This is a genomic window from Mycobacterium sp. (genome assembly GCF_035633495.1).
In the GTDB taxonomy this organism is placed as follows: Bacteria; Actinomycetota; Actinomycetes; order Mycobacteriales; family Mycobacteriaceae; genus Mycobacterium.
In genome coordinates this window covers 21,531-47,796 of sequence record NZ_DASQEU010000166.1, presented here as the reverse complement: position 1 = coordinate 47,796, position 26,266 = coordinate 21,531, and the positions used below count along the sequence as shown (strand labels likewise).

Sequence of the window (26,266 nt, the reverse complement as noted above, 5' to 3'; positions counted from 1 at the left end):
CGTCCGCCGCTTTCGCCACTTCCGACTTCCACACCTTGCGGCCACGGCGATTTATGATGCAGCCGTGTCGATCCCCGGGGAGCTGGAGCGCGCCCGCCACCTGGCCTTGGCCTCCGACGAGACGGCGGCCAAGGAACTGCTGCTGCCTCTGATGCCGCAGATCGAGGCGGCCGACCGGGACGACTGGATGCTAGAGGCGCTGGCTCAGCTCGGTGAGCTCTACCTGGTCAGGACGGCTTACGACGGTGTCCGCGAGGGCGCTCGTCGCATCCGCGACTGCCTGGCCGTCTATTCGTCGATTCTGGCGGGCACTGCGGCACCGGAGGTGGTCGCCAAGTCGACCATGACGACCGCCGAGATACGCCACCTGATCCGCAGGTACGGCCGCCGGGCAGGCTTTCTCGAGACGGGCCTGGCCGCTGCCATCGGTGACCACGAGGGGGCGGCGATCGGTCTCCGCGCCCTCGACGACGGCGACGAGGAATTCGCCGATCTCGCCGAGGAACACGCCTATCTGGTGACTTATGCGCGAATCGTCTGCGCGGAGGGTTTGTGCGACGACGATCTGCACGTGCGGTCCGTGTCCTTGTGGGACAGCGTCATCGAGCACATCGAGACGTTGTCGGACATTGGTCAGTCCGCCGACAATCTGCGGGTGCTCGGCGCCATCGGGTACGCCAGGTTCTGCATCGAGACCGGCAGGCTCGACCAGGCCGCACCCTGGCTGCGACGGGCGGAGGCCCGGGCCGAGGCGCGTGGATGGGAATTGGCTACGGCTCGAGCGCAATTGGAGCGCGGGGCCGCGAGCTGGTCCGCCGGCGACCGCGTGAGCACCGAAGCGCGGATGTACGAGGCCTATCCGGTGATCGCCAAGTATGCCCGCGCCAACGACGTCTCCCGGTGCTGGCTGTTCTTCGGGCTGACTAGGATGTCCGCGGGTGGACTCAAGGCCGCCGACGAGTGCTGGGAGAACGCCGAGCGTCACTGGCGCGAGCTCGGAAAGCCGTTGCACATCCACCGAATTCTTCTGCAGCGCAGTTGGATCGCGATCTTCCGTGGCCGTTACGCGGACGCTGTCGACATGGTGGCGCAGGCACGCGCCTGCCTCGACTCCTCGCCACGCAGCAGCTGGTTGGCCTATGCCAGGCTCGACGACCATCTCGGCAACGTATGGCGGGCGGAGGCGCTGGCCGACCTGGGCTTCGACGGCGCAGGCGACCCAGACGAGGACTGGGATGCCGCCGAGGCCAGGTACCGCGCGGGTTCTGGTGTGATCACCAGGGCGCAGCCGGGCACGGCGCACCATAGCGCGGCGATGGAGAAGCTGGAACGCGCCGCGGAACTCAAGGTTCCCGCGTCGCTGGCCGTCGATTCGGTGCGGTATTCGGTCGCCGACGCGGAAGCCCGGGCGCAGTGGGCGACGTGTGTGTCGGCGCCGCTGCTGGCCGGCGCCTTCGCCGTCGCGTCGGATTGGGAGAACTCGGATCTCGTCAGCCAGCTGGTCGAATACCACAGTGCAAGAGGCACGTTCAGCGCGGAACACGCAGACGCCGCGGCGATGGAGTGGTCGAGTGTTTCCACGGCAGCCGCGCCGATCACCGACGTCGACGAGCTCGCCCTGGTCGCGGCGGGACCACCGATCACCGACGGCACCGGGCTCACGCGGTTGGGCCCCCTGCCTCCGTTGCGCATGGACCCGACCACGGGACCGGTGCTGGATCACTACCGAGAGTTGGCGCTGCAGCGGTACGGCCAGTGCATCACCGCGGCCGAATCGGTATGGGAGACGTGGCCCTGACGCCCGCGCTGGTTCTGCGGTTCGCGGACGTCGGCGTGGCCACCTACGCCAGTCTGCGGGTGGTCGGGAATCCGTCCCGCACGCTCACCTGGGTGGTGCAGGCGGTGCACATTCGCGAGGGGCTCGACGAACTCGCCCGTGCGCTTCCCGACCCGTCGGCGGGGGAGTCCGTCGCTGAAGCGGTAACCAGGGCGCTGAAGGCCGGGCCGTTCGCCACTCCGGCTACCGAGCTGGCGCTTGCTCGACGTCTCGGGGCGACGCTGCTCTCCGATGCGGCCTGGCGCCTGCTGGCGGACTGCGTGTCCACGCCGCATGCGGTGCTATTCGTCTCGCCAAGTGCGAGGTTGGGGCGCGTGCCGTGGGGTCTGCTCGCCCCGCCCGCGGACTCGGAGACCGATGCCCACCGGCTGGTGGAGCTGGTCGACGTGCTGATGGCCATCCCGCCGAACATCGTCAACGCGCCTCGTCCGCGAACGGCATGGGACGAGCGTCGTCACCGCTTGCCCCTGCTGATCCTCGATCCGCGGGTGCCAGGTCAACGGCCCGACTCGGCACTGGGTTCGGTCCTCGGTCGACCGTCGCCGGAGACGCGCCTGGCTCGGCACTTCGCCGGAGACGTCGCCAGGCAGCGGGTCCTGCCGAAGGTGTCTACGTCGACGGAACTGTTCCGCCGCGCGGACGCCGATCGGGACTGGCTCGCCGCGATGTTGGCCGAGGAGCCTCGCCGCCTGCTCTACGTCGGTCACGCCAGCGCCGCCGAGGATCAGTCCGGCCGCGCGGACCAGGCTGCGCTGCATCTGGCGGAGGAGGGTCCGCTCACCGCGGCGGCCATCATGTCCCGCCGGATGCCGATGCCGCCCCGGGTGGCGCTCGTCGCGTGCGCGTCCGGTGGTGACTACCGGTTCGACGAGGCGACGGGTTTGGTCGCGGCGATGGTCCTGTGCGGCGCGCAGTTGGTGACGGCCACGCTGTGGTCACTGCCGACGACGGCGGGGTACCGGCAGTTCACCGGCGGTGCGGCCGATCCCATGGCGGACCTCGTCGTCGCCGTGGACGATGCTCACGACGAGGACGAGGGCGGCTGCGCGGTGAATCGGTGGCAGCGGGATCGCCTGCGGCAGTGGCGTTCCGGCGACGTAAGCGCGAGCCCGTTGTACTGGGCGGCACTCGTCACCTTCGCGGTCGACGGCGCGCGCTGATCGGTCAGGCGGGTGGCACGGAGACGGCGACCGAGGATTCGTCGCCGCTGAGGTAGTAGGCATCGATCACGGAGCCCGGTGCGACCTTGATCAATGCCGAGTCGGGGATCAGCGCGGTTTCGTGCGCGGGGAACTGTCCGCCCGCCGGTCTGCGGACCATGAGGTCGAGTTCGACCTCGCGGTAGTCCTCGCGGGCGGCGCCCGTCATCCTCATCGCGGTCACGACGCCCCGTGACCTGGTGCCATTCCTGATCAGGTCCATCTGCGCCCGGGTCACCAGTCCCTTGCGAACGAGCATCTGGTCGAAGGCCGTGCGCACCGCCGACATGTCGTCGGCGAGCGAAAGCTGTTCGCGTTCGGACGGATCGAAGGTCACCAACAGCAGGACACCGGGGTGCAATTCGCCCAGCACCGCTTCGTCGGGGTGCCGACGCAGCCTGCCGACGAAGTGCTGGCCCGAGATGCTCTCCACGTCGACCGTAATGAGCCCATCGACGGTGCGCACGGTGCCGATGCCGACCCCGGTCGGTCGACTGGCCTGAACAGGCTCGGATGGTGCGCGGGTGGCGCGGGACAGGGGCGCGCACAGAACCGCGCCGATCGCGGCGGAGAGAAGGAGCACAACGGTGATCAGCAGGACGTCGGACATGCCATCAGGGTCCGTCCGTGCGTCCGCTACCGAACCCAACTTTCGGGTGCGGTGTTTGACGCAGCACGGCCTATCCTGGGCGGATGACCACGGCTCCTCGCCTGGTGGCCGACGCTGGCACCGCAGCCCACAAAGAGGGTGTCGTGCTGCCGCGACGAGCGGTGATCGATGAGGCGTGGCGCGCGATCGGGCCGGCAGTAGAGGTCCTGAGCGGCCCAGATGGCGCTCCGCTGAGGCGTACCGTCAAGCGGATCCTCGACCCGCTGGTGTTTCGTCTGCGCGCCAATCCGCAGTTCTCGGCACCCGTCGTCACACCCGGCACGGCAGTTGCGATGCGCAACCTGATCCTCGAGCGGGCACCTCAATTGGGCGCTACCGCAGCGTGGTTCACGCTTCTGAAGCTCGAGCGCCGCAGACTGCGAATCACGGCGGGCAACGCTCAGGAGCTTTACTTCCCAGTGTGTTTCGAGCTAGCGGTGACCAGAGGCGCACCGGCAGCGGACGATCGCGAAGCCGCCGAGTCGGTACTGCGTGGAGTGCACGACGACCGCGACCGGACCGGCATCGAGGTTCTCAACCGCTACGTCGGCGGCGAGCAGGTGGTGGCGCAGCTGTCCCGCCAGCTCGAGCGCAGCTGGCGCGACGTCCGACCGGGAGGCACCATCGCAGGGCCGTTCCTCGCCGGCCTCACCACCGTGCTCGGCGCCGCGGGTGGGCACAACGCCGAGATGGCCAGGCAACGGGTGTGGTCGGCGCTGATCGCCGATGCGACGCCGTACAACTTTGGTGCAAGGGCCCGCGTCGACGTCGCCGAGCTGCCATGGTCGATCGTGGACATCGGGCTGAGTTCCGTTGCGCCGCAACCACCTCCGCCTGTGCAGTGGGGGGCGGAAGGGGATCCACCGCTGAACCGCAGCGTCGTGGACCGTGTCAGGGCGACGTTGCGTCGCGCGATGGACCGCGACGAACTGCCCGACATTCCGCTGCTGTGTGCCGAGGAGGTCGATCGGGCGTGTGCTCCCTGGGGGTTGCTCGCCGAGGACAAGCAGGCAGCCCTCGTTGCCGGCATCGAGGTGGCGGTCGATCTCGACCCGCTGAGCGGTGCCTCCGCCACCCGCTACGCGCTCTCGGGCTGCATCCAGGCTCGGCTGCGCAAGGAGGCCTACGTGCTGCACGCGCGTCGCTACCTCGTCGACGGCGGACCGATGCATCCCCGTCAGCGCCAGGTGATCGACGATCTGTCGAACTTCGCGAGGCCGTATCTCAGGAGGCTGTGGGCCCGCCTGCACGGACGCGACGTCTGGCAGGAACCCTGCGACGACGTCGACGACCTACGGGCGCTGCTCGAGGGCGTCGCGCGTTCAGTCAGTCTCGACCACCGCCAACGCATCAAGTCCATGTTGGAACTTCGGGAGTACGAGGTGGCCCCGTGAAGCTCGTCGCGGACTCGGGGTTCTGGGTCGTGGGGCCGCCCGTCTCCGTGGTGCCCGCGGTGGCGGTGCTCGAGGTCAGCGGTGCGGTTCTGGAGTGGACGGTCGACGACCCGGGTGGCGCGGCCGCGACCCGGACGACGGTCACCGATGCCGTTGCCGCCGACTGGCTTTGGCGTGTCGTGGGGCCGACGGGCCACGCCGCGATCGTGTCGGGAGTCGAACCCGCCGACGTCGACCTGCGGCCCGAAGCGTTGGAACCGTTGCGGCGCCTTGCCATCGGGTTTTGGCTGCGGCGGTGGTGGCCGCAGAGCAGCCGGGACGGGATCGTGCGTCTGGACCGCGCGTTGCTCGACGGCGAGTTGGCGGTTCTCATCAGCGCGGCGCAGGAGTTCTTCACCGAGGACACGTTGGACTCCGACGTCGAGGGGCTGCTCGCACCGCACCAGACGGCGCTGCACGCATTCGCGCTGGATGGCGATCCTCGCGTCGTCGAGGTGGTGCAAGCCTGCGCCGAGCTGGCTGACGAGGTCGGCGCATGGTCGGCCGAACTCCCCGAAACACGCTCTGACGCAGTCAACGGGCGACGCGACGACTACGCGCTGGCGGCCGGTCGAGACTATGACCGCGCCCCAGGCGGGATCGCCCGTGGCGTCGGGTCGGTCGACTGGGTCGCCGTGCCGCCGGGGACGTTCGACGCGGCGGATCACACGATCGACTGGTCCGTCGAGTCCGCCGACTCGTCGGTGTTCGCCACGGTGCGCGTCGCGCTGACCGGTGAGGCATCTGCGCGTGGGACCGACGTCCGACTGCGCTCCGACTCGGTGAGCGGCACCGGTGTCCTCGACGGCAACGGGACCGCCGCGTTGACCCTGGTGCGCGAGGACGGCCACAAGCTGACCGAGAACCAGGCGTGGGACCACGACTGGTCGACGACCAGCATCGCCGTCGGCCACGATCGCTCCACTGACGGCGCCGAGGCAGCGGCGCTAAGACAGCGCATGCGCGAATTTGCGAGGACACGGCTCGCCCATCCCGGGCCCGATGCGTTCCTCGCCGAGATCGTCGCCGCCGAGTCCGACTACTGAATGTGCGATGGCAGCGGCGGCGGGCCGGGCAGCCCCTGCACGGGGACTCCCGGTGTGCCGACCTGCCCTGCCAGCCAGGGCAGCGCAGCGGCGAACGCGTGGTCGGCGAACGGCCAGTCATGCTTGCCCGGCTGCATCGCCACCGCGCACCTGATGCCGTTGGCCGCGCCGAGTGCGCACAGAGAGTTCGCGGCTGCCGCCTGATCGCTGACGTGCGCCGCGGCATCATTGCCGCCGAGTCCGGTGCCGTTGTCATTGACCGCGTTCAAGACCGTCGGCCCGCTCGATGAACCAGATCCATTGACGTCGAACCATCCGGAGAGCCCGGTATAGAGGCCGTGCCTGGTGATCACGGTGGCCGGGTCGAATGCCGCGTACGCCGCGGCGTTGCCTCCGAACAACCGGTCGACGGTCTGCTGCTTGGTGCCGGAGTTGGGCGCCAAATCGCCTGCGATGTCCTCGAACGTGCTGAACATGTCCGGGTGCATCGTCGCCAGGTCCACCGCGCAGGTACCGCCCATCGACCAGCCGACGAGGCCCCAGTTTGCGCGGTTGGGGCTGACGCCATAGTTGGCCTCCATGAACGGCACCACGTCCTTGGTGAGGTGGTCGGCGGAGTTGCCCCGAGAGCCGTTGACGCATTCGGTGTCGTTGTTGAACGCGCCGCCAGTGTCGACGAACACGAGCACCGGCGCATTGCCGCCATTGGCCGCGGCGAAGTCGTCGACGGTGTTGATCGCATTGCCCGCGCGAAGCCAGTCGCCGGGGGTGTTGAACTCGCCGCCGATCATCATCAGGGTCGGCAGGTGCGGTGCCGGGTTCGTCGCGAACCAGGCGGGCGGGAGGTATACCAGCTCACCGCGGTGCTTGAACCCCGACGCGGTGGAGCCGATGTTGACCGGAACCACGACGCCCTTGGCCGGAATCTGATGCTTGCTCTGCATCGCCACGACGGTCGCCTGGTCGGTCTGGTCGGGCAGGGGGCCCTCCGTGAGTTGGTTCCACGCGGTCTGGACGGTGGGGAAGTAGCCGACCCACAGGTTCAACGCCAGCGCCGCGCACAGGAGGCACAGCGGCAATCCCGCGGCGGACGCCACCCGACGCCACCAGCGGGCGTTGCGCCAGCCGGCGACGAACACCACGGCGGCACCCCCCGTGGCGACGAGCCAAACCCACAGCAACTTCGGAGCCGGGTCGTCCGACATGCCCTGAGAGGAGATGAACCAGTAGGCCACCGCCGCCAGGCTGATACCGCCGACAGCCGCAACGGGCAGCCAAACCAGGTGCCAGCGGCGTGTGCGCCAGCCGATCGCGACCAACAGAACGGCCACGGCGATGGCTTGAATCGTCCAGGGCAACCAGCCGTGCATCAACGACAGGTGTTGTTGCCGAAAGGCGCCGGCGGCCGACCACGATGTCACCACGACATGGTGGCTGCCGTTCCTGGTAACACGCTGTCAACTTGCGCTTAACGAGGCTTGGCCAGCGGGAAGGGCAGGGTCTCGCGGATGCTGCGGCCGGCGATCAGCATGACCACTCGGTCCACGCCCATCCCCAGGCCACCGGTCGGGGGCATTGCGTACTCCATTGCCTGCAGGAAGTCCTCGTCGAGTTCCATGGCCTCCGGATCGCCGCCGGCGGCGAGCAAGGACTGCTCGTGGAGTCTGCGGCGTTGCTCGACGGGGTCGGTCAGCTCGCTGTAGGCGGTGCCCAGCTCGACGCCCCAGGCCACCAGGTCCCACCGCTCCGCGACGCCGGGCAGACTCCGGTGCGGCCGGGTGAGCGGTGACACCGACGTCGGGAAGTCCTTGTAGAACGTCGGGTTCTCGGTGCGGTCCTCGACGAGGTGCTCGTACATCTCGAGGACGACGGCGCCGTGGTCCCAGTGGGTCTGGTACGGGATCTTCGCGGCGTCGGCGAAGCGCCGCAGGGTGGCCAGGTCCGTGGCGGTGTCGACGTGCTCACCGAGCGCCTCGGAGACGGCGCCGTGCACCGTCTTGACGGTCCACTCGCCGGAGATGTCGACGGGCTCGAGGCTTCCGTCCTCCCGCGGGCGCATGACGACCTGTGACCCGTTGGCGGCCAGCGCCGCGTTCTGAATCAGCTCGCGGCAGCCGTCGATCCACACGTTGTAGTCGGCGTGCGCCTGGTAGGCCTCCAGCAGGGTGAATTCGGGGTTGTGGCTGAAGTCGACGCCTTCGTTGCGGAAGGCGCGGCCCAGTTCGAACACCCGCTCCACGCCGCCGACGCAGAGTCGCTTGAGGTAGAGCTCCGGTGCGATCCGCAGGTAGAGGTCGAGGTCGTAGGCGTTGATGTGGGTGATGAAGGGGCGGGCGTTCGCACCGCCATGGATCTGCTGCAGGATCGGCGTCTCGACTTCGAGGAAGTCCTTGGCGAACAACGTCTCCCGAATCGCGTGCAGGACGTGACTGCGAGCCCGGATCAGATCGCGGGCCTCGGTGTTGATGGCCAGGTCGACGTAGCGGGTGCGGACCCGTGCCTCCTGATCGGTGAGACCCTTCCACTTGTCGGGTAGCGGCCGCAGGCACTTGCCGATCAGTCGCCAACCGTCTACCAGCAGCGACGGGGTGCCGGACTTGCTGGCGCCCATGCTGCCCGTGACCTCGACGAGGTCGCCGAGGTCGATGGCGTTGGTGAAGTCGGCGGTGCTGCCCTGGGTCAAACGCGAGTTGTCGAAGAGCAGTTGGACTTCGGCGGACCAGTCGCGCAGATCGGCGAACAGCACCGAACCGTAGTCGCGGAGCCGAAGCACCCGACCGGACACCGTGACGGAGTCCCCTGCCGTCTCGAGTGCCTGGGCGACGGTGTGGCTGGGCGCCTTGCCGACGGGGTAGGCGTCGATGCCTTTGTCCTGCAACGCCTTGAGCTTGGCCATCCGGACTCTGACCTGTTCGGGAAGCCGGTGGACGACCTCGTCCTCAGGACCCTCGATCTCGAGGCCGCTGAGGTCCGGAGCGCTGCCGTCGTGCTGCAGCCTGCCAGAGTTGACGAGGTTCTCCGGTGCCGAGATGTGTTGCCCCGTATGCTGTTTGGTGCGGCGACTGAACGGCAGTACGAGGAATCCCTCGGCGATCACCGACGCGATGCCGACGCGCGGGACGAGGCGGGCGTCCTCGTAGCAGGCGAAGCGCGGTACCCATTCGGGCATGTACTTCATGTTGGAGCGGTACAGCGTCTCGAGCTGCCACCAGCGTGAGAAGAAGACCAACAGCGCACGCCACAGCCGGGCGATCGGGCCAGCGCCGAGTTGCGCGCCTCCCTCGAACGCCGAGCGGAACATCGCGAAGTTGAGTGAGATGCGGTTGATGCCGATGTCTTCGCCCTGCAGGCACAGCTCGCTGACCATCAGTTCGTTGGTGCCGTTGGGCGACTGGGGTGAGCGGCGCATGAGGTCCAGGGAGGCGCCGTTGGTGCCCCATGGCACCAGCGACAGCATGGCCACCACGGCGTCCTGCTCGTCGACGGCTTCGACCAAGATGCAGTCGCCATCTGCCGGGTCGCCGAGTCGGCCCAGCGCCATCGAGAAGCCGCGCTCGGTCTCGGTGTCACGCCAATCGTCGGCGCGCTGGATGGCCCTGGCCATTTCCTCGGGCAAGAGGTCGCGGTGGCGACGGATGCGCACGGTGAGGCCCGCGCGTCGCGCCCGCGTGACCGCCTGACGCACTGGCTTCATGTCGGGTCCGGAGAGTCTGAACCGGTCCGGGTACAGAATGGCCTCGTCGCCGAGTTCGAGGGCGTTGAGACCGGCCTCGCGGAAGGCTTGTGCGGCAGTGGCGCTCGCGCCCATCACCCCGGGCGCCCATCCGTAGGACTGGCACAGCGTGAGCCAGGCCCCGATGGCGGCGGGCCACGCACGCGGGTCGCCGAGGGGATCGCCGCTGGCGAGGCAGACGCCGACCTCGACGCGGTAGGTGATGGCGGCCCGCCCGTTGGGCGCGAACACCACCGACTTGTCGCGACGGGTGGCGAAGTATCCCAGTGAGTCGTTCTTGCCCCACACTTCGAGCATTCCGCGGATGGCCGACTCGTCCTCACCGGTCAGTGCGTTCTCGGCCCGCTGCGACTGGAAGAGCACGATGGCCGCCACCATGAGCGCGAGGGCGCCGAACAAGCCGAGCAGCGCGTTGACGAAGACGTGCGGGTGGTGACCGGAGAAGGCGTCGGCGTCGACCCCGGCGAACACCACGACCCGGTTGGCGGCGTACGGCAGGCGCTCGTCGTAGTCCAGGGATCCGGGGAACATCTCGAGCAGCCCCCAGCCGATCAGGATGCCGATCGCCATTCCGGCCGCCAGCGCCGCGGCGGCCTTGATCAGTGCGCCCCGTCGAACCTTCGCCCAGAACTCCTTGCGGGCCAGCACCAGGAAGGCGATCGCCGCGACGTGGAACCCCACTCCGATGACCTGGCCGACGTCCTCCATGACCGATTCGGGCCCGGTGGACAGGTCGGCGACGTTCCAGCCGATCGCGGCGACCATGTAGAGGACGAGGATCCACCACGCCACGCTCTTGCGGGCCGCCAGCGCCGCCGCGAGCAGTGCGAGGACGAAGGCCCAGGCGAAGCTGGTATCCGGGAAGTTGAAGATGTAGGCGTTGACCCACTCGCGCGGCACTTTGATGGCCCACCGAACCAGCGGCGAAATGCTGGCGATCAGCGACAGTGTCGCGATGGTGCCGACGAGCCACGCCGCGGCTGCGGGCACCCACCGGAAACTCGACTTTCGAAGCTGCTTCGGCGTGGTCAGCGTCATAGGCCGCCAGGATATTCGCTCCAGCCGCGAAATGGTTGAGACTGCGGGCGGGAAGAGCGCGCGGCGCGTGGCTACCAGACCGGCCCGGTGTACTTCTCGCCTGGGCCCTGGCCGGGTTCGTCGGGGAACGCGGAGGATTCACGGAACGCCAACTGGAGCTGCTTCAAGCCGTCGCGGACCGGTCCGGCATGCGGTCCCAGATACTCCGCGGAGGCCTTCACCAGGCCGGCCAGTGCCGTGATCAGCCGTCGCGCCTCATCCAGATCCCGATGTGGAGACTCGTCGGGGTCATCCTCTGACAGTCCCAGCTTCTCGGCGGCCGCACTCATCAGCATCACGGCCGCCCTGGTGATCACCTCGACGGCGGGAATCTCGGCCAGCTCACGGACGGGCGGAGCCGCCGAGTCGGGCGATTCAGGAACATCGGTCATGACTGCTAGACTGACACGCGCGACCGTCCCGGCATACGCCAGGACAGCAAGTGGAGTCCCGCTCCCACCGTTGGCCAACTAGGTACAGCGGTCCGGTCACAGGCACCGTCAGGTGTGTGTTCTGCGTTTCACGCAGGCGACGCGAGTCGCGATCGGTCGGCATCGGGCCCTGCTATATGCAGGGCCACTCTGCTCTATTGAGCAGGGTGCTGATGGCGTGGACTCCTCGGAGACTACATAGGAGGCCCCATCAGCACTGAGACCCGCATCAACGAGCGCATACGTGTACCTGAAGTCCGCTTGATCGGACCCAACGGTGAGCAGGTAGGCATAGTGCGCATCGAAGATGCGCTCCGCGTCGCCGCGGATGCCGATCTCGACCTCGTCGAAGTTGCTCCAGCCGCCAAGCCCCCGGTCTGCAAGATCATGGACTACGGCAAGTTCAAATACGAGACGGCACTCAAGGAGCGCGAGTCTCGCAAGAACCAGCAGCAGACCGTCGTCAAGGAGCAGAAGCTTCGGCCCAAGATCGATGACCACGACTACGAGACCAAGAGGGGTCACGTCGTCCGGTTCCTCGAGGCGGGGTCGAAGGTCAAGGTGACCATCATGTTCCGCGGACGCGAGCAGTCGCGGCCCGAACTGGGTTACCGGCTCCTGCAGCGGCTGGGCGCCGACGTCGCCGACTACGGCTTCGTCGAGACGTCCGCCAAGCAGGACGGCCGCAACATGACGATGGTGCTGGCACCACACCGTGGCGCGAAGACCAAGGCCAGGGCGGCTCACGACGCCGCGGCGCCGCAGGCGCAGCGCGCGGTACCCGTCCCCGCCGAGCCGGTGGCCGCACCGCCCGGCGAAGCACCACCAGCGACACCATAGAACTGATCCACCACGAGAACTGAGGACTCATGCCCAAGGCCAAGACTCACAGCGGAGCGTCGAAGCGCTTCCGCAAGACCGGCACCGGAAAGATCGTGCGCCAGAAGGCCGGCCGCCGCCATCTGCTCGAACACAAGGCGACCAAGCGCACCCGTCGCCTCGATGGTCGCACCGTCGTCGCCGCGAACGATGCCAGCCGCGTGAACAAGATGTTGAACGGCTGACCGCAGCCCTCCCTGTCCGTACGAGAATTTAGGAACACCTCATGGCACGCGTGAAGCGCGCACTCAACGCCCAGAAGAAGCGGCGTACCGTACTGAAGGCCTCGAAGGGCTACCGCGGCCAGCGGTCGCGCCTCTATCGCAAGGCCAAGGAGCAGCAGCTCCATTCGTTGACCTACGCCTACCGTGACCGCAAGGCGCGCAAGGGCGACTTCCGCAAGCTGTGGATTACCCGGATCAACGCCGCGGCCCGCGCCAACGGCATCACCTACAACAGGCTGATCCAGGGCCTGAGGTTGGCTGGCGTAGAGGTCGACCGCAAGAACCTGTCCGAGATCGCCATCAGCGACGAGGCTGCGTTCACGGCGCTGGTCGAGGTCGCCAAGGCCGCCCTTCCCGAGGACGTCAACGCGCCGTCGGGCGAGGCCGCCTGAGCTCCCAACCGCTCACCGAACGTTCGGCCCGCGTGGTCGCGGCAGCCAAGCTGCTTCGCCACGTGGGCCGTAAACGTAGCGGTCTCTTTCTGGCCGAGGGCTCCAACCTGGTCGAGGCCGCGTTGGCGCGAGGACTGGTCACCGACGTCTACGTGACGGAGTCCGCGCACAACCGTTTCGACGAGCTGCTGCGTTCGGCACCTGGTCACACCCCCATCCACGTCGTGACCGACAAGGCGGCGAAGTCGCTGTCCGACACTGTGACTCCCGTCGGGCTGGTCGCGGTGTGCACGATGCCGACGCCGAGCCTGGACGATGTCTTGACGAACTCGCCGCGTCTGGTCGCGGTGGCCGTCGAGACTTCCGAACCGGGAAACGCCGGGACGGTGATCCGCCTCGCAGACGCCATGGGCGCCGATGCGGTCGTCCTGGCCGGGCACAGCGTCGATCCCTACAACGGCAAGTGCCTCCGTGCCTCTGCAGGAAGCATCTTCGCGTTGCCGGTGCTCGAAATGGCCGATACCGCAGCACTGATCGAGGCGCTACGCACCGCGGGTCTTCGGGTCCTCGCCACGACGCTCGATGGCGAACTGTCCCTCGACGACGCAGACCTGTCCGCACCCACAGCCTGGCTGTTCGGTGCCGAGGCCCATGGGTTGTCGAGCGACGTCGCGTCGCTGGCTGACGACCGTGTGTGCATCCCTATGTCGGGAAGCGCCGAGAGCCTCAACGTCGCTGCGGCAGCTGCGATCTGCCTGTACTCGAGTTCGCGGGCTTCCCGCCGCGACTAGCCGCCTCGGGGGTACTGTTCGACGCTACAACTCATGCGCTATTTGTAACGTCGCTCCAGTCGCTGCGGAGGCCTCTCGTGACCAGATACGACTACACCATCGCGGGTGCCGGGTCGGCCGGATGCGTCGTCGCCAACCGACTGTGGGCCGATCCCCGCACGACGGTGTTGCCGATCGAGGCGGCTGGGGCCGACCGGCATCCGATGTTCCACGTACCCAAGGGCTCGGGGACGCTCATGGCGAACGAGAAGTACGCGTGGCGCTACCGGACGACGCCGTTCGGCCCAATCAACGATCCGAGTTCTGGACCCGCGGCACGGTGCTCGGCGGGTCCAGTTCCATCAACGGCATGGTCTACGACCGCGGGAATCGGGCCGACTACGACGAATTGGAGCGCCTCGGCAACAAGGGCTGGGGCTGGAAGGACATCCTGCCCATCTTCAAGGGCTTCGAGGACAACGAGTTCGGTCCGTCGTCGACCCGCGGTGTCGGGGGACCGCTGCACGTCTCGGTGGGGCGGGGGCCGGATCCCCTTTGCGCCGAGATCATCGGTGCGGGTGCGCATGCGGGGCTCAGCGAGATCGAGGACGTCAACGAATCCGATGGTCCGCGCATCGGGTATACACCCGCGACGATCAGGAACGGGCGCCGGGTCAGCGCCGCCGACGCCTTCCTGAAGTCCGCCAAGCGCCGCGACAATCTCCACGTCGTCACCGGCACGACGGTCCGTCGCCTCATTCTCGAGAACGACCGTGCCGTCGGTGTCCAGGTCACGACGGCCGGCGGTCCGCACGCCGAATACCGTGCCAACCGTGAGATCGTCTGCGCCCTAGGCAGTATGGGCACCCCGCAGCTGTTGCAGGTCTCAGGCATCGGTCCCCGCGACGTGCTCGAGGACGCAGGCATCCCCGTCATCGTGGATCGCGAGAACGTGGGACGCCGGGTGCGAGAACACCGCTGCTTCGCGCTCAGGTTCCGGCTGAACCAGGACCTGGGCTACAACCGCAAGCTGTCCTCCAGCTTCGGTCAGGCGTCCGCCGCGGCCCGCTATCTGGCCACCAGGAAGGGAATGTTGGCGACCCCGACCTTCGAGGTCTTGGCCTTTCTGAAGACCCAGGCTCCTGCTCGGACCCTTCACGATCCCCGCCTATCAGGCGGGTGAGCCGATCTCCATCGAACGTGAGCCGGGCCTGTCATGCCTTGGCTTCGCGCTGCGCCCGACGTCGGAGCGCAGCGTGACGATCACGTCGGCTGATCCCGATGCGCCGCTGCGCATCGAACCCAATTACCTCACCAGCGAATACGACCGCACCACCACTGCCAACCTGATTCGCCGAGCGCGCGAAGTGTTCGCGCAGTCGCCCATCGCCGACCGGATCGACCACGAGATGTTCCCCGGCGTGGACGTGCAGAGCGACGACGAACTGGTCGACTCCGCGTTGGATGGCGGCTACACCGGCTACCACGCCATCGGCAGTTGCGCGATGGGGTCGCGCGACGGCGACGTCGTCGATGACCGGCTCCGGGTCAGGGGAGTGGACGGTCTGCGCGTCGTGGACTGTTCGGCGATGCCGATCATGCTGGCAGGCAACCTCAATGGGCCGGTGATGGCCATGGCGGGGCGGGCAGCCGAGTTCATTCTCCAGGGTCGGTAGCGCGCCGAAGTTCAGTCGCTCAGCAAGCCCCGCGCCACGTGGGTGATCTGAACCTCGTTGCTGCCTGCGTAGATCATCAGCGACTTGGCGTCGCGGGCCAACTGTTCGACGCGATATTCGGTCATGTAGCCGTTCCCGCCGAACAGTTGTATCGCCTCCATGGCCACGTCGGTGGCGGCCTGCGAGCAGTACCACTTCATCGCCGACGCCTCGGGCAGCGAGATCGACGTGCCCGCCTGCGCGGCCTCGATGACGCGAAAAAGCATGTTGCGCACGTTCATTCGTGCCAATTCCATGGTGGCCAGCTTGAGTTGAATGAGCTGGAACTGGCCGATCTCCTGACCCCACAGCTTCCGCGACTTGGCGTAGTCGACGCACAGGCGCAGACATTCCTCGATTACCCCGAGTGCCATCGCGGCGACGCCGATGCGCTCGGCGGAGAAGTTCGAGCGGGCACTGTCGCGGCCGTCGCCCTTCTCGTTGTCCTCGGTCTCGCCCAGCAGCCGGTCACGTCCGAGCCGGACCTCGTTGAAGAACAGTTCACCCGTCCGCGAGCTGTGAATACCCATCTTGCGGAACGGCTTTGACTGAAAGAATCCGTCCATGCCCTTGTCGAGGACGAACGTCAAGACCTTCCGGTCGCGCTTGCTGACAGCCGGGTCGCCCTCGTCCAACTTCGCGTAGACGACCGTCACGTCGGCGTCCGGGCCGTTGGTGATGAACGTCTTCTGCCCGTTGAGGATGTAGTCGTCGCCGTCGCGCACGACGTAGGACTTCATGCCGCCGAACGCATCGGAACCCGAGTCCGGTTCGGTGATCGCCCACGCGCCAACCTTCTCGTAGGTGACCAGGCCGGGCAGCCAACGTTCCTGCTGTGCCAGCGTGCCGCGCGACGCGATCGTCGGAACCGTCAGGCCGAGGCTGACGCCCATCCCCGTCACCACGCCCATGCTGACCCGGCACAACTCGCTGACCAACACGAAGCCCATGCGCGCCTGGTCACCGCCACCACCAAACATGCCACCGGACGACGAACCGTCGGACGAGCTCCCGCCATCGCGCATCTTGGTCAGTCGCTTCTCCAGCGACTCCTTGGCCATGACGTCGATGCCGAAGGCCGAGAACAGTTTGCGGATGATCGGGTAGGGCGCCATGTCGCCGCTCTCCAGGTCGTCGACGTGGGGCCGGATCTCCTTGTCGACGAACTCACGGACCGCATCGCGCACGGCGATGTCGACGTCTGACCATTCGAGCATGTGTTCAGGCAGCCTTTCCGGGCTTCTGCCGACCGCGCGCCGGACGCAGGCCTGCGAGGGAGAACGTGGTGTGCGCCAGTGATCCGGCACGTTCGATCAACGACTTGCTACCAGGCACATAGTGCATGGGCAGCCCTCGGCGGTCGCGTGGGGGACCCATGAAGCCAGGCGCCTCGACCAGCGGGGCGTCGGCGGGGGAGGGACCAGACGCCCGCTTGTAGGCCGCCAATGCCCTTGGGTGAAGCCGGATTTCGTCGGGCACGGCGACGAACGCCATCTGCACCAGCTTGCCGAACAGCCGAAGCGCCACCTCGTCGCCGGGCGTCCACCGCATGCCTGCCTTCTCACGGACCGCAGGGTCGAAGAGACCTGCGGCGATCCACCGCTGACCGGCGACCAACGGCTTGAACAGCTGGTCCCACACCGGGGTCGGCATCGCGACGAACCACGGCTTGGGGATGCGGATCGACAGGATGTCCAACGTGGCTCGGTTGATCTCGAGCTCGTCGCGGCACGTGGTTTCCCAGTACTCCTGGAAGTCGGCCCAGCTCGCGGGCACGGGTTGCATGCTCATGCCGTACATCCGGTACCACTGGACGTGTTCGTCGAAGAGTTGGCACTTCTCGGCCTCGGTCAACCCGCCGCAGAAGTACTCGGCCGTCTTGATGATGAGCATGAAGAACGTGGCGTGCGCCCAGTAGAAGGTCTCGGGTTTCAGTGCGTGGTAGCGGCGGCCCGAGGCGTCGGTGCCCTTGATGGTTTCGTGGTAGCCCCGGATCTGGGAACCGGTCCGCGCCGCGCGGTCGCCGTCGTAGACCACCCCCATGATCGGGTAGACCGACCTGGCGACCCGCTGAAGCGGCTCCCGCAGCAGGATCGAATGGTCCTCTACGCCTGCGCCGAGCTCGGGGTACATGTTCTGGATCGCGCCGATCCAGACGCCCAACATGCCCGTGCGGAGGTCGCCGAAGTACTTCCAGGTCAGGGAATCGGGGCCGAGTGGATCGTCGGTCGTCGTCGATCTGGCGGTCATGGTGTCCTCGCGCAGTTTCAAGCCCAGGGTCGTCCGCCCAAGATATGCCTGACAACGTGTGTTGTCCATCATTGTCCAGTGGCGCGCCGTGCATCGTTATCCGTCGTGCACATGCCGTCCACGCCGCCGTGACCTGCCCGAATCCGCACCGGTGAACGCGGGACCGGCGCGATGCCCCGTCGGTGGGGTGGCAGCTAGGCTGGTCCGCGTGGATGTCGAATCGTTCGAGAAACGGTCCGGCCAGAATCCCAGGGGCCCGCTGTCGTGGCTGAGGAACGCCAACCGCAATCCCGGTGTCATCGCCTTCGTCAGACGTGCCCGTCGGGCACTGCCCGGTGATCCGGACTTCGGGGATCCCTTGTCCGCGGCTGGCGTCGGCGGTCCGCGGGCAGCTGCGCGTGCGGCCGACCGCATCCTGGACCGGTACGCCGCGTCACGTGAGGTGAGCCTGGCGGGCCTGCAGGTGTGGCAGGCGCTGACGGAGCGTGTTTCCGGCCGACCGGCCAACCGCGAGGTCACGCTGGTGTTCACCGATCTGGTCGGGTTCTCGGACTGGTCGCTGCGCGCCGGCGACGAAGCCGCCCTGAAGCTGCTGCGGCGCGTCACTCAGGTGGCGGAACCACCGCTTCTGGAGGCCGGCGGGCAGATCGTCAAACGGATGGGCGACGGTGCGATGGCGGTCTTCTCCGATCCGGCCACCGCCGTGAGGGCGGTTCTGAAAGCGCTGGAAGCCGTCAAATCCGTGGAGGTGGGCGGATATACGCCATTGATGCGGGCGGGTATCCACACCGGCCGCCCGCAGCGGATCGGTTCGGATTGGCTCGGGGTCGACGTCAACGTGACCGCGCGCGTCATGGACCGCGCCACCAGGGGCGGGCTGATCGTGTCCAACGTCACCCTGGCGGGAATCTCCGACGAGGACTTCGAGTCCTTGGGCATCACGGTGAAACGCATACGCAAGCAACTATTCTCGGTGAAGGCGCACGGTGTTCCCGACGACCTCACGATGTATTGGGTGAAGACTCGCAGGGATCTGCCAGGTGCGGATGACGTCGCGGAGGAGGCGTCGGGGGCATAGTCGGTCCCGATGGTCTTCGCAATGCTGTCCCGAGTGGCCCGCGTTCGGGTCACGGTGGGCTATGCCGTGCTGCTGGTCGCCGTCACGACCGCCTTGCTGAAACTCGGCCCCGGCGTCCAGGACCGGGTGATCCGGCACGCGAGTACCAATCTGCATAATCTAGGCCACGGTCACGTGGGCACCTTGCTCGGCAGCGCGTTCATCGTCGATGCCGGGCCGGTCGCCTGTTGGCTGCCTGGGCTGGCGTGCCTGCTCGGTCTCGGCGAGCTGCTGTGGCGTAGCGGCCGGCTGCTGGTGGCGTTCGCGGTGGGGCACGTGGGCGCCACGCTGCTGGTGGCCGCCGGGCTCACCGCGGCCGTGACGAACGGTTGGCTGCCGGTCAGCGTCGCCAGGGCGCCCGACGTCGGCACGAGCTACGGCGCGACGGCCGTGCTCGGCGCCCTCACCCCGGCGATTCCCCGTCGCTGGCGTCCGATGTGGATTGGGTGGTGGCTCGCCGCGGCGGTGGCCGTGGTCGCCGTCGGTGCGGACTTCACCGACGTCGGGCACCTGGTGGCGCTGATGCTGGGCATGGTGGTGGCGATGCGCTTCGGCACGCCGCGGCCGTGGACGTGGCCGCTGGTGGCGTTGTTGGCCGTCGCCGCGACGTTCGGGTTTCTCGTCATCGCCGGCACGGAGGGCGCTCTGCCCATGGCCGCCGTCTCGGGCCTCGCCGGGGGTTTGCTCGGCACGGTCATCACGCTGCTGACGACACTGCGGCGGCTGCCCGAGGTCGACGAGCGTTGTCCACAGTCGCCGATTCATCCACAGGCTGGGTCTCAGGGGTGCTCGCGAAGCATGGGCGTCTCGTAGCGCCTATAAGTTCGCTCATATGTTCGACGAATTGGTGAAGGTCGCATCCCGTGCGGCGGAGGCGGAGGCCATCGCGGCGTGGGCCAAGGTGGAAGCCGCAGCGTGCGCAAGACGGCTTGCCGCGATGGTCGTCCTACTCGACCGGTGTTACGCCGCTGACGGCTCGGCGGACCGTGAGCAGTGGTGCTTGGACAACTGGGATGCCGTCTGTGCGCAGATCGCGGCGGCCGAACAGATCACGTCTGGCTTGGCGTCGCGCCAACTCCTGGTCGCCACCGCCCTGCGGGACCGTCTGCCTAGGGTTGCGGCTCAATTCGCCGCGGGGACGCTGTCCTACCGCGTCGTGTCGGCGATCGTGTGGCGTACCGCCCTGATCAAGGATTCGAACGCCCTTCGGGATGTGGATGCCGCGGTCGCCGACGCCTCGGTTGCGTGGGGGGCAATGTCGGCGAAGAAGATGGAGATGGCGATCGACTACTGGGTGGATCGTTGTGACCCCGATGCGTTGCGGCGCTGTCAGAGCCGTGCGCGATCGCGCAGCTTCGAGATCGGATCGGAGGACGCGACCGGGATGGCATCACTCTGGGGCACTCTGTTCGCCCACGACGCCAAGGCGCTCGACCAACGGATCGACGCCATCGCCAGAACGGTGTGCGACGGGGACGGCCGCACTCTGGACCAGCGCCGGGCGGACGCGGCCGGCGCCTTGGCGAACGGTCTCGCCCAGCTCGCCTGTCGCTGCGGCTCGGACGACTGCGTGCCGCCGACGCCTTTGGGCAGACTCGTCATCCACGTCGTCGCGAACGCCGAGGACGTCGCGACCGACGACGGTGCACTCGACGGCGCCGACCCCCGAGTCATGCCAGACAAGCCGCTAAGGCAGATGACCCTCGTTGAGGCGCTGAGCCAGCCGCCGGCGACCGGCCCCGCGGCTGAGGGGCCGGGCTTCGTGATGGGGCGGCTCGCTGGTGCCCGGCAACGTGATTGGGCGAATCGCGTGCGAAGCGCAGATCAAAGTGATCGTGCATCCGGGTCAGGCGCCGCCGGAGCCGCGGCATGTGCCATCGCAGGCATTTCGTCAGATGCAGAGATCTGACCTGTCGATTTCCCGGGTGCGACCACCCGGCCGATGCCTGCGACATCGATCACACGATCGCCTATCCAGCGGGCCCTACACAGGCGTCCAACTTGAATACTGTTTGTCGAAGACATCACTTGGTCAAGACCCTTTGGTCGGGACCCGGTGGCTGGCACGACGAACAGCAGCCCGACGGCACCGTGACGTGGCGGGCTCCGGGCGGTCAGACGTACACCACCCGGCCAGGCAGCCTGCTGCACTTCCCGCGGCTGTGCATGCCGACGGCTGCCGTGTCCATTTCGGAGGGCGCCACCCGGACGGCCACCGGCCTGACCATGCCGCGGCGGGCCGTCACCCGTGCGGAAGCCCGGGCCCGACGCGTCGACGCCGAACGCCTACTGAATCAGCAACGGCCTCAGCGGAATTGGTCGGCGGACGCCTCGATCCAGTCTGAGCGCCACGCTTCTGGTGGGTCCTCGAGTAGTTCGCCGGGCATTAGCCAGTCGTAGATCTCGGCGTAGGTCTGGGTGCGCTGGCCCTCGATGCGACGGTTCAACATCGCCGGCGAGAGCTGGTGAAATCCGTCGAGACCCATCGAGGCGACGATCTGCGCGGCGCTGGCGACGGTCGCGCGTTGATAGTTGAACACCCGCGTCGCCTTGTCGGGGACGTTGAGTGCGCGGGCACGGGACGGGTCCTGGGTGGCGACGCCGGTGGGGCAGCGGTTGGTGTTGCACTTGAGCGCTTGGATGCACCCGACGGCGAACATCATCGCGCGCGCCGACATCAGGAAGTCAGCGCCTTGGCACACCCGGCTGACGATGTCGACGCCGCTGGCGACCTTGCCCGACGCGCCGATGCGGATGCGGTCACGCAGGCCGGTGCCGACCAGGCTGTTGTGCACCAGCATCAGGCCCTCGGTCAGCGGCATCCCGACGTGGTCCTCGAACTCCTGCGGAGCCGCGCCGGTGCCACCCTCACCGCCGTCCACGATGATGAAGTCCGGGGCGATGCCGGTCGCCAGAATCGCCTTGCAGATGGACAGGAACTCGGTGCGGGCGCCGATGCACAGCTTGAAGCCGACCGGCTTGCCGCCCGACAGCCGTCGCAGGGTGGCGATGAAGGCGGTGAACTCCGTCGGCGTGCTGAACGCACTGTGCGACGGCGGCGAGATGACCGTCTTTCCGATCGGCACGCCGCGCGTGGCGGCGATCTCGGCGCTGACCTTGGCGCCGGGAAGCAAGCCGCCGAGTCCGGGCTTGGCGCCCTGCGACAGCTTGATCGAGATCGCCTTGACCGACGGCAGCCTCGACTTCTCGCCGAACGCGGCGGGATCGAAGCGGCCGTCGGCGTCGCGGCACCCGAAGTAGCCCGAGCCGATCTCCCAGATCAGGTCTCCGCCGCCCCGCAGGTGATAGGGGCTGATGCCGCCCTCGCCGGTATCGTGGGCGAATCCGCCGCGGGCCGCACCTGCACTGAGGGCCTCGATGGCGTTGGCGGACAGTGCGCCGAAGCTCATCGCCGAGACGTTGAGCATCGCCATGTCGTAGGGCCGGGCGCAGTCGACTCCGCCGAGGCGCACCCTGGGGTCGAGGCCCTCGGCGAAGCGGGCCCGAATGGAGTGACGAAGGAACTCGTAGCCGATCGCACCGATGTCGCGCTCCGTCCCGAACGGCTCGTCACCCTTGGTGCCCTTGGCCCGTTCGTAGACGAGGTCGCGAGTCTCCCGATCGAAGGGCGTCGCCTCGGTGTTCGATTCGATGAAATACTGCCTGATCTCCGGACGGAGCATCTCCATCAGGAAGCGGACGTGACCGAGGATCGGGTACACCCGCAGGATCGTGTGCCTGGTCTGCACGACGTCCCAGGTCCCCAGGGCCGCCAGGGCCAGCAGCACGAGCGCTGGCAGCGCCCACCACCAAGACACGAACGCGGCCGCCAGTCCGGCAAGCACGGCGATGATCCAGACACCTGCAACGATCCCGGATCGCATGATCACGGCGTGAGGGTAGCGCGGGTCACAGCCCACCCGTCGCTATGATCGCCGAGTGGTAGATCAGCCGGACTCTTCGGGACTGTCGCAGGAGGCGCTGACCACTGCCGTCGGCGCGGCCCGCGAGGCCTTCGAGCAGGCGGCTGACCTGGACGCGTTGGCGCGCGCCAAGACCGAGCATCTCGGCGACAAGTCACCGATCGCGTTGGCACGCCAGGCGCTTGGCGCGTTGGCCAAGACCGACCGTGCCGATTCCGGTCGGCGCGTCAACGAGGCCCGCACGGCGGCGCAGCACGCGTTCGACGCCCGCATCGAAGTGCTCCGAGCCGAACGGGACGCCGCCGCCCTCGTCGCCGAGCGCATCGACGTGACATTGCCGTCGACGCGCGAACCCCTCGGTGCCCGGCATCCCATCACGATCCTGACCGATCACGTTGCCGACGTCTTCGTGGCGATGGGCTGGGAGCTGGCAGAGGGACCCGAGGTCGAAACCGAGCAGTTCAACTTCGACGCGCTGAACTTCCCGCCCGACCATCCGGCGCGCAGCGAGCAGGACACGTTCCAGGTCGCGCCCGACGGGTCGCGGCAGGTGCTCCGGACTCACACGTCGCCGGTGCAGATCCGTGCGCTGCTCGAACGCGAGCTACCGGTGTACATCGTGTCGATCGGCCGCACCTTCCGCACCGACGAACTCGACGCCACCCACACGCCGGTCTTCCACCAGGTCGAGGGACTCGCCGTGGACCGCGGACTGACGATGGCGAACCTGCGCGGCACGCTCGACGCCTTCGCCCGCGCCGAGTTCGGTCCGCAGGGACGTACCCGTCTCCGCCCGCACTTCTTCCCGTTCACCGAGCCGTCGGCCGAGGTCGACATCTGGTTCGAGAACAAGAAGGGCGGCCCGGGCTGGGTGGAGTGGGGTGGCTGCGGCATGGTCAACCCGAACGTGTTGCGCGCGTGCGGCATCGACCCCGAGGAGTACTCGGGCTTCGCCTTCGGCATGGGGTTGGAGCGAACGCTGCAGTTCCGCAATGGCATCCCGGACATGCGCGACATGGTCGAGGGCGACGTGCGTTTCTCCCTCCCGTTCGGAGTCGGAGCCTGATGCGCGTTCCCTACAGCTGGCTGCGCGACGCCGTGCAGGCCGGCGCTCCCGATTGGGACGTCTCGCCCGACGAGCTCGAACGCGCGCTCATCAGCGTCGGTCACGAGGTCGAAGAAATCGTTCCCGTCGGTCCGGTGTCGGGACCGCTGACGGTCGGTCGTGTCGCCGAGATCGAGGAACTCACCGAGTTCAAGAAGCCGATCCGTGCGTGCAAGGTCGACGTGGGTGAGCTCGAGTCACGTGACATCGTCTGCGGGGCAACGAATTTCGCGGTCGGCGATCTGGTGGTCGTGGCACTGCCGGGCACCACCCTTCCCGGCGACTTCACGATCGCGAAGCGCAAGACCTACGGCCGCACGTCTGACGGGATGATCTGTTCGGCGTCCGAACTGAAACTCGGCAGCGACCATGCCGGAATCCTGGTGTTGCCCCCGGGAACCGCCGAGCCCGGTGATTCCGCGTTCGACGTGCTCGGCCTCGACGACGCCGTCTTCCACCTGGCCATCACCCCGGACCGTGGCTACTGCCTGTCGATCCGTGGAATGGCGCGCGAGCTTGCGTGCGCCTACGACCTCGAGTTCGTCGACCCGGCCGACGTCGAGCCGTTGCCGGTCACGGGCGAGGCGTGGCCATTGACGATCCAATCCGGCACGGGCGTACAACGATTCGGGCTTCGCCCGGTTACCGGCATCGATCCGACCGCGGTGTCACCTTGGTGGATGCAGCGTCGGCTCCTGCTGAGCGGGATCCGGGCCATCTCACCTGCCGTCGACGTGACGAACTACGTCATGCTCGAGATCGGCCACCCCATGCACGCGCACGACCGCAGTCTCATCACCGGCGGCTTCGACGTCCGATTCGCCGAGCCGGGGGAGACGGTCGTCACCCTCGACGACCTCACGCGCACACTCGATCCCGTTGACGTGCTCATCGTCGACGACGTGGCGACGGCCGCCATCGGCGGCGTGATGGGTGCAGGCACCACCGAGGTTCGTGACAGCACCACCGACGTCTTGCTCGAGGCGGCCGTGTGGGATCCGGCGACCGTGTCGCGTACCCAGCGTCGCCTACGCCTGGTGAGTGAGGCAGGCCGTCGCTACGAGCGCACCGTCGACCCCGCGACCTCCGTCGCCGCCCTCGATCGTGGCGCCGCCCTGCTGGCCGAGATCGCCGGCGGCACCGCCGAACCGACGCTCACCGACTGGCGCGGCGATCCACCCCGTGACGACTGGTCACCCGCAGCGGTCAGCATGCCGCTGGATCTGCCCGACCGGGTGGCCGGTGTGGAGTACCCCGCCGGTGCGACCGTTCGACGGTTGACCCAGATCGGGGGACGGGTGACGGCCTCGGACGGGATCGTCACCGTCATTCCGCCGAGCTGGCGCACCGATCTCAAACAGCCCGCCGACCTCGTCGAAGAGGTACTCCGGCTCGAGGGTCTCGAGATGATCCCCTCGGTCTTGCCGACCGCCCCGGCGGGACGCGGGCTGAGCCCTACCCAGAAGCGTCGGCGCGCGATCGGAAAGTCGCTGGCGCTCAACGGTTTCGTGGAGGTGCTGCCGACGCCGTTCCTGCCCGCGGGCATCTTCGAAGCCTGGGGGCTCCCGGACGACGATCCTCGTCGCGCGACCATGCAGGTGCTCAACCCGCTGGAGGCCGATCGGCCCCATCTGGCCTCGACGCTCTTGCCTGGGTTGCTGGAGGCGTTGGTGCGCAACGTGTCTCGCGGCGCCCCCGACGATGCGTTGTTCGGCATCGAACAGGTGGTAATGGCGACACCGCAGACCACGTCGATCGACCGGCTCCCGGTCGATCGCCGCCCCACCGAGGCCGAGATCGCGATCATCGATGAGGCACTGCCCCGGCAGCCGTTGCACGTCGGCGCCGTCCTGACCGGCATGCGGGAGCCTGCGGGTCCCTGGGGACCCGGTCGCCCCGTCGATGCGATGGACGCGTTCGAGGCGGTGCGCATCGTCGGGCGGGCATGCCACGTCGAGTTCGAGTTCCGGGCCGCTCAGCAGTTGCCGTGGCATCCGGGTCGCTGTGCGCAGATCCTGTTGGACGGCACCGTGATCGGGTATGCCGGCCAGCTGCACCCCGCGGTCATCGAACGCATGAACCTGCCGAAGGGCGTCTGCGCCGTGGAACTCGACCTCGACGCAGTGCCGGTCGTCGAGCCGTTGCCCGCTCCTGCGGTGTCGCCGTTCCCCGCGGTGTTCCAGGACGTCAGCCTGATCGTCGCCGACGACGTTGCCGCGCAGTCCGTCGTCGACGCGGTGCGGGACGGCGCAGGTGAACTGCTCGAGGACGTCCGGATCTTCGACGTGTACGCGGGCCCGCAAATCGGCAAGGGCAACAGGTCGTTGGCGTTGGCGCTGCGGTTCCGCGCGCCGGACCGGACGCTCACCGAGGATGAGGCTAGCGCGGCGCGGGATGCGGCGGTCGAGGCGGCGGCCGCGCGAGTCGGCGCAGTTCAGCGCCGCTGAGTAATGAATTTGCAACCATACGCATAAACATGCAGAATT

21 protein-coding genes and 1 pseudogene are annotated in these 26,266 nt (G+C 67.9%); 14 read left to right on the top strand and 8 right to left on the bottom strand.

Annotated features, from left to right (window positions below; genetic code table 11):
* The first annotated feature begins 64 nt into the window (after positions 1-64).
* Both VET27_RS24490 and VET27_RS24485 read left to right on the top strand, forming a co-directional pair.
* Positions 65-1,798 carry a hypothetical protein gene (locus VET27_RS24490; RefSeq protein ID WP_526522352.1) on the top strand — a complete coding sequence of 578 codons (1,734 nt, stop codon included), beginning with the start codon at positions 65-67 and terminating at the stop codon, positions 1,796-1,798.
* Complete coding sequence (locus VET27_RS24485; RefSeq protein ID WP_526522350.1) at positions 1,780-2,997, top strand: CHAT domain-containing protein; 1,218 nt, start codon at positions 1,780-1,782, stop codon at positions 2,995-2,997. The genes VET27_RS24490 and VET27_RS24485 overlap by 19 nt, the downstream gene beginning before the upstream one ends.
* A gap of 4 nt (positions 2,998-3,001) precedes the next feature.
* Here VET27_RS24485 and VET27_RS24480 read toward each other — a convergent pair whose 3' ends face one another.
* The gene (locus VET27_RS24480; RefSeq protein WP_526522348.1) at positions 3,002-3,646 is read right to left on the bottom strand and encodes a hypothetical protein; all 645 of its coding nucleotides are present in this window, start codon (positions 3,644-3,646) and stop codon (positions 3,002-3,004) included.
* 83 nt (positions 3,647-3,729) lie between these two features.
* Here VET27_RS24480 and VET27_RS24475 point away from each other — a divergent pair, with 83 nt between their 5' ends.
* Positions 3,730-5,079 (top strand): hypothetical protein, encoded by a 1,350-nt coding sequence (locus tag VET27_RS24475; protein ID WP_526522346.1) that lies wholly within the window; start codon positions 3,730-3,732, stop codon positions 5,077-5,079.
* On the top strand, positions 5,076-6,164 hold the full coding sequence (locus tag VET27_RS24470) for a hypothetical protein (RefSeq protein WP_526522345.1): 1,089 nt from the start codon (positions 5,076-5,078) through the stop codon (positions 6,162-6,164). Before VET27_RS24475 ends, VET27_RS24470 begins: the two co-directional genes overlap by 4 nt.
* Here VET27_RS24470 and VET27_RS24465 read toward each other — a convergent pair.
* The 3 genes from VET27_RS24465 to VET27_RS24455 all read right to left on the bottom strand — a co-directional run bounded on the left by VET27_RS24465 (position 6,158) and on the right by VET27_RS24455 (position 11,366).
* The gene (locus VET27_RS24465; RefSeq protein ID WP_526522391.1) at positions 6,158-7,534 is read right to left on the bottom strand and encodes an alpha/beta hydrolase; all 1,377 of its coding nucleotides are present in this window, start codon (positions 7,532-7,534) and stop codon (positions 6,158-6,160) included. The two genes, VET27_RS24470 and VET27_RS24465, sit on opposite strands and share 7 nt — an antisense overlap.
* Positions 7,535-7,632: 98 nt before the next feature.
* On the bottom strand, positions 7,633-10,935 hold the full coding sequence (gene lysX, locus VET27_RS24460) for a bifunctional lysylphosphatidylglycerol synthetase/lysine--tRNA ligase LysX (RefSeq protein ID WP_526522343.1): 3,303 nt from the start codon (positions 10,933-10,935) through the stop codon (positions 7,633-7,635).
* Positions 10,936-11,006: 71 nt separating this feature from the next.
* Positions 11,007-11,366: a DUF1844 domain-containing protein gene (locus VET27_RS24455; RefSeq protein ID WP_526522341.1), complete on the bottom strand. Its 360-nt coding sequence runs from the start codon at positions 11,364-11,366 to the stop codon at positions 11,007-11,009.
* 249 nt (positions 11,367-11,615) lie between these two features.
* Between VET27_RS24455 and infC the strand changes: the two genes are divergently transcribed.
* The 5 genes and pseudogenes from infC (at position 11,616) to VET27_RS24430 (ending at position 15,346) form a co-directional block, all read left to right on the top strand.
* The gene (infC, locus tag VET27_RS24450) at positions 11,616-12,245 is read left to right on the top strand and encodes a translation initiation factor IF-3 (RefSeq protein ID WP_526522390.1); all 630 of its coding nucleotides are present in this window, start codon (positions 11,616-11,618) and stop codon (positions 12,243-12,245) included.
* Between the two features lie 29 nt (positions 12,246-12,274).
* Entirely contained in the window at positions 12,275-12,469 is a 195-nt protein-coding gene (gene rpmI, locus VET27_RS24445) for a 50S ribosomal protein L35 (protein ID WP_140694803.1), read from the top strand.
* Positions 12,470-12,510: 41 nt separating this feature from the next.
* Positions 12,511-12,900 carry a 50S ribosomal protein L20 gene (gene rplT, locus VET27_RS24440; RefSeq protein WP_284226817.1) on the top strand — a complete coding sequence of 130 codons (390 nt, stop codon included), beginning with the start codon at positions 12,511-12,513 and terminating at the stop codon, positions 12,898-12,900.
* A gap of 32 nt (positions 12,901-12,932) precedes the next feature.
* Positions 12,933-13,691, top strand: coding sequence for a TrmH family RNA methyltransferase (locus VET27_RS24435; RefSeq protein WP_526522339.1), 759 nt, complete (start codon positions 12,933-12,935; stop codon positions 13,689-13,691).
* A gap of 77 nt (positions 13,692-13,768) precedes the next feature.
* Positions 13,769-15,346, top strand: a pseudogene (locus VET27_RS24430) (GMC family oxidoreductase).
* An 11-nt stretch (positions 15,347-15,357) separates the two neighbouring features.
* On the opposite strand, the gene VET27_RS24425 reads toward VET27_RS24430, so the two are convergent.
* Entirely contained in the window at positions 15,358-16,602 is a 1,245-nt protein-coding gene (locus tag VET27_RS24425) for an acyl-CoA dehydrogenase family protein (RefSeq protein ID WP_526522337.1), read from the bottom strand.
* A gap of 4 nt (positions 16,603-16,606) precedes the next feature.
* The gene (locus tag VET27_RS24420) at positions 16,607-17,635 is read right to left on the bottom strand and encodes an oxygenase MpaB family protein (RefSeq protein ID WP_526522335.1); all 1,029 of its coding nucleotides are present in this window, start codon (positions 17,633-17,635) and stop codon (positions 16,607-16,609) included.
* Between the two features lie 208 nt (positions 17,636-17,843).
* On the opposite strand from VET27_RS24420, the gene VET27_RS24415 reads away from it, so the two are divergent.
* The 3 genes from VET27_RS24415 to VET27_RS24405 are packed head-to-tail and all read left to right on the top strand — an operon-like array spanning position 17,844 to position 20,661.
* Positions 17,844-18,713: an adenylate/guanylate cyclase domain-containing protein gene (locus tag VET27_RS24415; RefSeq protein ID WP_526522333.1), complete on the top strand. Its 870-nt coding sequence runs from the start codon at positions 17,844-17,846 to the stop codon at positions 18,711-18,713.
* A gap of 9 nt (positions 18,714-18,722) precedes the next feature.
* Positions 18,723-19,565 (top strand): rhomboid-like protein, encoded by an 843-nt coding sequence (locus VET27_RS24410; protein ID WP_526522331.1) that lies wholly within the window; start codon positions 18,723-18,725, stop codon positions 19,563-19,565.
* A gap of 19 nt (positions 19,566-19,584) precedes the next feature.
* Entirely contained in the window at positions 19,585-20,661 is a 1,077-nt protein-coding gene (locus VET27_RS24405) for a DUF222 domain-containing protein (protein ID WP_526522329.1), read from the top strand.
* Positions 20,662-20,866: 205 nt separating this feature from the next.
* On the opposite strand, the gene VET27_RS24400 is transcribed toward VET27_RS24405, so the two are convergent.
* Both VET27_RS24400 and VET27_RS24395 read right to left on the bottom strand, forming a co-directional pair.
* Positions 20,867-20,998 carry a hypothetical protein gene (locus VET27_RS24400; RefSeq protein WP_526522328.1) on the bottom strand — a complete coding sequence of 44 codons (132 nt, stop codon included), beginning with the start codon at positions 20,996-20,998 and terminating at the stop codon, positions 20,867-20,869.
* Positions 20,999-21,058: 60 nt separating this feature from the next.
* Complete coding sequence (locus tag VET27_RS24395; protein WP_526522389.1) at positions 21,059-22,636, bottom strand: FMN-binding glutamate synthase family protein; 1,578 nt, start codon at positions 22,634-22,636, stop codon at positions 21,059-21,061.
* A 55-nt stretch (positions 22,637-22,691) separates the two neighbouring features.
* On the opposite strand from VET27_RS24395, the gene pheS reads away from it, so the two are divergent.
* Together pheS and pheT are read left to right on the top strand one after the other, a co-directional pair.
* On the top strand, positions 22,692-23,741 hold the full coding sequence (pheS, locus tag VET27_RS24390; protein ID WP_526522326.1) for a phenylalanine--tRNA ligase subunit alpha: 1,050 nt from the start codon (positions 22,692-22,694) through the stop codon (positions 23,739-23,741).
* On the top strand, positions 23,741-26,227 hold the full coding sequence (pheT, locus tag VET27_RS24385; protein WP_526522324.1) for a phenylalanine--tRNA ligase subunit beta: 2,487 nt from the start codon (positions 23,741-23,743) through the stop codon (positions 26,225-26,227). Before pheS ends, pheT begins: the two co-directional genes overlap by 1 nt.
* The last annotated feature ends 39 nt before the right edge of the window (positions 26,228-26,266 follow it).

Coding starts and splice junctions, on each gene's coding strand:
- VET27_RS24485 (WP_526522350.1), top strand. CDS start 1,780: ATGGGAGACGTGGCCCTGACGCCCGCGCTGGTTCTGCGGTTCGCGGAC.
- VET27_RS24480 (WP_526522348.1), bottom strand. CDS start 3,646: ATGTCCGACGTCCTGCTGATCACCGTTGTGCTCCTTCTCTCCGCCGCG.
- VET27_RS24475 (WP_526522346.1), top strand. CDS start 3,730: ATGACCACGGCTCCTCGCCTGGTGGCCGACGCTGGCACCGCAGCCCAC.
- VET27_RS24465 (WP_526522391.1), bottom strand. CDS start 7,534: ATGCACGGCTGGTTGCCCTGGACGATTCAAGCCATCGCCGTGGCCGTT.
- lysX (WP_526522343.1), bottom strand. CDS start 10,935: ATGACGCTGACCACGCCGAAGCAGCTTCGAAAGTCGAGTTTCCGGTGG.
- VET27_RS24455 (WP_526522341.1), bottom strand. CDS start 11,366: ATGACCGATGTTCCTGAATCGCCCGACTCGGCGGCTCCGCCCGTCCGT.
- rpmI (WP_140694803.1), top strand. CDS start 12,275: ATGCCCAAGGCCAAGACTCACAGCGGAGCGTCGAAGCGCTTCCGCAAG.
- rplT (WP_284226817.1), top strand. CDS start 12,511: ATGGCACGCGTGAAGCGCGCACTCAACGCCCAGAAGAAGCGGCGTACC.
- VET27_RS24425 (WP_526522337.1), bottom strand. CDS start 16,602: ATGCTCGAATGGTCAGACGTCGACATCGCCGTGCGCGATGCGGTCCGT.
- VET27_RS24420 (WP_526522335.1), bottom strand. CDS start 17,635: ATGACCGCCAGATCGACGACGACCGACGATCCACTCGGCCCCGATTCC.
- VET27_RS24410 (WP_526522331.1), top strand. CDS start 18,723: ATGGTCTTCGCAATGCTGTCCCGAGTGGCCCGCGTTCGGGTCACGGTG.
- VET27_RS24405 (WP_526522329.1), top strand. CDS start 19,585: ATGTTCGACGAATTGGTGAAGGTCGCATCCCGTGCGGCGGAGGCGGAG.
- VET27_RS24395 (WP_526522389.1), bottom strand. CDS start 22,636: ATGCGATCCGGGATCGTTGCAGGTGTCTGGATCATCGCCGTGCTTGCC.
- pheT (WP_526522324.1), top strand. CDS start 23,741: ATGCGCGTTCCCTACAGCTGGCTGCGCGACGCCGTGCAGGCCGGCGCT.